Origin of the sequence: Hymenobacter coccineus (assembly GCF_001816125.1) — a bacterium.
Lineage (GTDB): Bacteria > Bacteroidota > Bacteroidia > Cytophagales > Hymenobacteraceae > Hymenobacter > Hymenobacter coccineus.
On sequence record NZ_MDZA01000160.1, the window covers coordinates 1 to 5313 of the forward strand.

Consider the following 5313-nt stretch of genomic DNA (forward strand, 5'->3'; position numbering starts at 1 on the left):
CGTACAAGCCGCCGCGACACGTTCGCGTAAATCAAGAGAATAGGCTTTCACGCTGGAAAAATAACTCCCGTACTGTACATCATCCTGAGAACCGCTCTAACTCGCCGTAAAAGGCCGTGGTGCGGCTGGGCTGCAGCAGTTCGGCATAGAGGCCGCCAAAGGGGTGCAGCCCGCCGTCGGTGTAGCCCGCGATATTATAGGCAGGGCTCTCCAGGCGGTTGTAGCGTACCCCCGCCAGCACGCCTCCCTGAAAGGCCCCCCGCCGCCGCCGCGCGGCTTGGGCTACCCAACTGTGGGCAGGCTGCCGGGCGGGGCTGCACGCGGTGGCGTAGGCCTGCACCACGCGGCCCAGGCCCCCGGCCGTGAAGGCCGCCGTGGCTGCCGCCTGGCTGGCCGCCGGGCAATCGGCAAAATACAATTCGAGCTGATTGCGGTAATTGTTGCCATCAATTATGTTCCAGCTGCCACCCGCTTTACTTTCAAGCAGATAATTGCGTTCGCTTAGGCGCAGGGGTGGCTGGCCGGGGCGCGCACCTCATAGTGCGCGGCGCCCGGCAGCAGCAACCGCAGCAGCTCGGCTGGGCCTGTTAGCAGCACCTCGGCCAGTACCGAGTCGGCGCGCAGCCGCACGTGGTTGCCGCGCGGCAGCTCTTGCAGGCGTGTCTCGGCGGCTTGGTCGAGCAACAGCTGCTCGTGCCGAAAATACCGCCCGCCCACAAAGCCAAATGCTCGCAACTGACGCGCCTGAAACAACTGGCTGGCGCCCAAGGCCACGGGGCGATAACGAACAAAAGAGGGCGCTTCCTGCCAAAATCCGTTTTCCAGCTCCCCTCGCAGCGTGTCACCATTGGCACGCACCAGCCAGCCCGGCTCATACACCTGAGCCTGAGCGTGAAATCCAGCCAGAAGAAATAAAAGAAATAGAACAGAAGATAAACGTAAAGTCATATAAATCAAGACCTAATGAATACGCTAAGGTAATGCTATTCGGCTTGAATTACGCTGCTGCCCAGCAGCTACGCCGGCTGCAATTCCTTCAAGTGCACCAGCATGTCCTGGGTCATCTTGGCCAGGTCAAACGCCGGGGCCCAACCCCAGTCGGCGCGGGCGGCGCTATCGTCGATGCTGGCGGGCCAGGAATCAGCAATGGCCTGGCGGGCGTCGGGTGCGTAGCTAACGTGGAAATTGAGAATTTCCTGCTGGATGGCGGCCGTGATTTCGGCCGGCGCGAAGCTCATGGCGCCCAGGTTGTAACTGGTGCGCACCTTGATGCGGTTGGCCGGGGCGTGCATCAGGTCCAGAGTGGCCTTTAGCGCGTCGGGCATGTACATCATCGGCAGGTAGGTGTCTTCTTTGAGGAAGCACGAAAAATCCTCGCCGGCCACGGCTTTGTGGTAAATGTCCACGGCGTAGTCGGTGGTGCCACCGCCGGGCAGGCTCTTGTAGCCGATGAGGCCCGGGTAGCGCAGGCTACGCACGTCGAGGCCGTGGTGGCGGTGGTACCACTCGCACCACTGCTCGCCGGCCAGCTTGCTGATGCCGTACACCGTGTTGGGGTTCATGACGGTGGTTTGCGGGGTATGCTCGCGGGGCGTATCGGGCCCGAACACGGCGATGGAGCTGGGCCAGTACACCTGTGGCACCTGGTACTGCACGGCCAGGTTCAGCACGTTCAGCAGGCCGTCCATGTTCAGCTTCCAAGCAAACATCGGGTCCTTCTCGGCCGTGGCCGACAGCAAAGCGGCGAGGTGGTACACCTGCACCGGCCGGTACTGCCGGATGAGGTCCTCCAGGCGGTCTTTGTCCAGCACATCCAGCAGCTCGAAGGGCCCCCCGGCCAGGGCCTCCGGGTTTTTGGGGGCCCGCACGTCGGCCGCCACCACGTTTTGGGGCGCGTAGCGCTGGCGCAGGGCGGCGGTCAGTTCCAGGCCCAGCTGGCCGCAGGCACCGATGACGAGCACGGTGCCGGGCAAAATATCGGTATCGGGGGTAGTGGTCATTGCGTTAGAATAAAGAATAGATAAAGGAGAAGGTTATAGAGTAGTCGCAAATATACCGCCGCGCCGCCTCCGTCGGGCGGTCATGTTCTGCGCCGGAACGGCAGCCGGGGCCCCCAGGGGGCGCAGGCACGCGGTTGCTTTCAGTCGCTCGCCGGGGGCCCCAGGCGTTGAAGAAGCACTAACAGCCAAAGACGTGCGCACCGGCAGGGCTTTGCTCTACGGTATATTCGGCCGCATGTTGGCCCTGCTCAATTGGTTTGTCGTTGGATTCGTGGCGCTAGGGGCACTATTGGTTTTGGGCTATCCTTACGCGCTGCATTTCGACAGTCAGAAGCTCGACAAACCCGTGGTCGTTTTCACTGCGCGCATCTGGCGGGCGGCTCTTTGGTCCGGGCTCGTGCTTAGTGTAGCGGTTTTTTTGCTGGCAACGGCTGCTTGGCTGGCCACGGCGACGGGTAGCGGCGCAGGTGCTGCGCTGGTCGCGCTGCCGCTGGCGTTGCTTGGCCTGGCGCTGGGGTTCGTCATCTTGCGGCGGCATTTCAGCTACTGGCGGCACGATCAGCACGCTACCCTCACCATTGACCGGCTCGGGCAACGGGCCGGATACTGCAACCAGAACGTTGAGTTGGACTTTGCGCTGGCCGATGTGGTGCAGGTAACGGAGCACACCACGTACGGCCGGTCCGGCCGGCCCCCCGTTTGGCGCAACTATTCGTACCAAGTTTTTACGCTGCGGGATGGCACCGAATTGCTGGTGACTTGTTTACACTATTCCCTACTGGGGCCCCAGGAGCTTATCCCGGCGGCCCAACGCGCCACGGTGCGGCCCCGCATTTGCTGGTTGCCCGGCGACGAATTAAATGTTCCAACTTTGTTCTAACGTTATCCCCATCCCCTCCCCGCCCGCATGTACGCCACCCTCCAGCCCGACCTCCAGCAGCAGCTCCAGGAAATTAAAGACAACGGCCTTTTCAAAAAAGAGCGCGTGATTACCTCGCCCCAGGGCGCGGAAATTGAAACCGAGGAAGCCGGCGAAGTGCTGAACTTCTGCGCCAACAACTACTTGGGCCTCAGCTCGCATCCCGAGGTCATCCGGGCTGCCAAGCACGCCATCGACACCCACGGCTTCGGCATGAGCTCGGTGCGCTTCATCTGCGGCACCCAGGACATTCACAAGGAGCTCGAAGCCAAGCTGGCCGAGTTCCTGGGCACCGAGGACACGATTCTGTACGCCGCGGCTTTCGACGCCAACGGCGGCGTGTTCGAGCCGCTCTTCAACGAGCAGGACGCCATTATTTCCGATGCCCTCAACCACGCCTCCATCATCGACGGCGTGCGCCTGTGCAAGGCCCAGCGTTACCGCTACCAGCACAACGACATGGCCGACCTGGAAAAGCAGCTCCAGGATGCCCAGGCTAAGAGTTCGCGCCACCGCATCATCGTCACCGACGGCTCGTTTTCGATGGACGGCACCATCGCCCAGCTCGACAAAATCTGCGACCTGGCCGATAAGTACCAGGCCCTGGTAATGGTGGACGAGTGCCACAGCAGCGGCTTCCTGGGCAAAACCGGCCGCGGCACCCACGAAATGCGCGGCGTGATGGGCCGCGTCGACATCATCACCGGTACGCTGGGCAAGGCCCTGGGCGGGGCCATGGGCGGCTTCACCAGTGGCCGCAAGGAGATTGTGGACATGCTGCGCCAGCGCAGCCGCCCCTACCTGTTTTCCAACACCCTGGCGCCCGCCATCGTGGGGGCCTCGCTGCGCGTGCTGGAACTGCTCACGGAGAGCACCCAGCTGCGCGACCAGCTGGAGGAGAATACCAAATACTTCCGTGAGAAGATGACGGCCGCCGGCTTCGCCATCACGCCCGGCGAGCACCCCATCGTGCCCGTCATGCTCTACGATGCCAAGCTGGCCCAGGAATTTGCCGCTCAAATGCTGGCCGAAGGCATCTACGTGGTGGGCTTTTATTACCCCGTGGTGCCGCAGGGCAAGGCCCGCATCCGGGTACAGCTCAGCGCCGCCCACACCCGCGCCCAGCTCGACCAAGCCATTGCCGCCTTCGTGAAGGTGGGCAAAGCGCTGGAAGTGTTGAAGTAAGCTATTGTTACAGAAGGATTGTAGAATGGAGCGGCACTCCGTTCTACAGTAACTAAAAAAGAGGCGTCGCCCCAGCTGGGGGACGCCTCTTTTTTAGGGCCCCGGGGCCCCTAATTCAACTACGCAGCGCGGAAGCCGGTGGCCTGGCGTACGCTGCGCTCGTTGCCCGTAGCCGGGTCGGCGTAGCTGTGGTCGCTCACTTCCACCGATAGGTGCTTGCCCACCAGCTCCTTGGTGTCGAGGTCTTTGCCGTCGTGGGGCTGAATGCCCACGGCCGCGTACAACGACAGGATGATGGGGTGGCCAGCGGGTGAGTTGTAAAAGCGCTGGGTCACAAAGCCGTCGGCGCTTTCCATGCGGGCGGCAAAAAACGGCACATTCTGGTGCTCGCTGGTGCCTTCTTCGATGGCGGTGATTTCGACCAAGTGGCGGCCGTCGGGCAGGAAGCCTTTATCTTCTTTTTCGGTGGCGATTTTCATAGTGGGAATTGATTAGACGGAGCGCAAAGGGCGCGCATTTGCTAACGCAGGGCCCCGCGCAGGGTTGGGGGCCGGCCCCCTCACCCAGCCCTTAATGTCCAGCTTAGCACAACCGTCGAATATTCAAAAATTCCACTATCTTGGCTATAACGTTTACCGTTAATAACCAGCACTATGTACCCTTTTACCTTTCCGGCCAGCCGGCGCTGCCGATGCGGGCCCGCACCCAGCTTTTTTTCATAGGCGTTCATGATTCGCCTATTTTTAGTCGACGACCATTCCATTGTGCGCAACGGCCTGCGGGCCCTCCTGGCCGCCGAGGCCGACCTAGTGGTGGTGGGCGAAGCCAGCCACGGCCAAGAATTGCTCGATTGCCTGCCCGCCACGCCCGCCGACGTGGTGCTGCTCGACCTGGCCATGCCCGTGCTCGACGGCCTGGCCACCACCACGCGCCTGCGCGCCGAGTACCCGGCCCTGCACGTACTGGTGCTCACGATGGAAGCCGAGCCCCAGCGCATCGGGGAGCTATTTGAAGCCGGCGCACGGGGCTACCTGCTCAAAAATGCCGGGCAAATTGAGCTACTCACGGCCATCCGGGCCGTGGCAGCCGGCGAGCAATACCTGTGTTCAGAGCTGGGGATGAGCTTGTTGCACCAAGTGCTGGCCTTCGCCCCGGCCGCCCAGGGCCCCCAGCGGCAGGTCCCAGCGCTTGGCGTACTGGCGCAGGTGC

The 5313-nt window shown here is 62.4% G+C and carries 7 protein-coding genes; 3 read left to right on the forward strand and 4 right to left on the reverse strand.

Translation table 11 applies throughout. The features are described 5' to 3' along the window. Positions 1–79: 79 nt before the first annotated feature. From BEN49_RS10845 to BEN49_RS10855, 3 genes are all read right to left on the reverse strand, one after another. The gene (locus BEN49_RS10845) at positions 80–418 is read right to left on the reverse strand and encodes a hypothetical protein (protein ID WP_070743184.1); all 339 of its coding nucleotides are present in this window, start codon (positions 416–418) and stop codon (positions 80–82) included. 83 nt (positions 419–501) lie between these two features. Continuing rightward, a complete protein-coding gene (locus tag BEN49_RS26805) occupies positions 502–948 on the reverse strand; it encodes a hypothetical protein (RefSeq protein ID WP_125916736.1) in 447 nt (148 codons plus the stop codon). A gap of 68 nt (positions 949–1016) precedes the next feature. Next, positions 1017–2000: an NAD-dependent epimerase/dehydratase family protein gene (locus tag BEN49_RS10855; protein WP_070743188.1), complete on the reverse strand. Its 984-nt coding sequence runs from the start codon at positions 1998–2000 to the stop codon at positions 1017–1019. A gap of 235 nt (positions 2001–2235) precedes the next feature. Here BEN49_RS10855 and BEN49_RS10860 point away from each other — a divergent pair, with 235 nt between their 5' ends. Both BEN49_RS10860 and kbl read left to right on the forward strand, forming a co-directional pair. Beyond that, a complete protein-coding gene (locus BEN49_RS10860) occupies positions 2236–2880 on the forward strand; it encodes a PH domain-containing protein (protein ID WP_070743190.1) in 645 nt (214 codons plus the stop codon). 27 nt (positions 2881–2907) lie between these two features. Then, positions 2908–4104, forward strand: a complete 1197-nt coding sequence (gene kbl / locus BEN49_RS10865) for a glycine C-acetyltransferase (protein WP_070743192.1) — start codon at positions 2908–2910, stop codon at positions 4102–4104. A gap of 119 nt (positions 4105–4223) precedes the next feature. Here kbl and BEN49_RS10870 read toward each other — a convergent pair whose 3' ends face one another. Next, entirely contained in the window at positions 4224–4583 is a 360-nt protein-coding gene (locus tag BEN49_RS10870) for a hypothetical protein (RefSeq protein WP_070743195.1), read from the reverse strand. A 249-nt stretch (positions 4584–4832) separates the two neighbouring features. Between BEN49_RS10870 and BEN49_RS10875 the strand changes: the two genes are divergently transcribed. After that, on the forward strand, positions 4833–5313 hold a 481-nt coding region (locus BEN49_RS10875; RefSeq protein WP_141765645.1), incomplete at its 3' end, for a response regulator.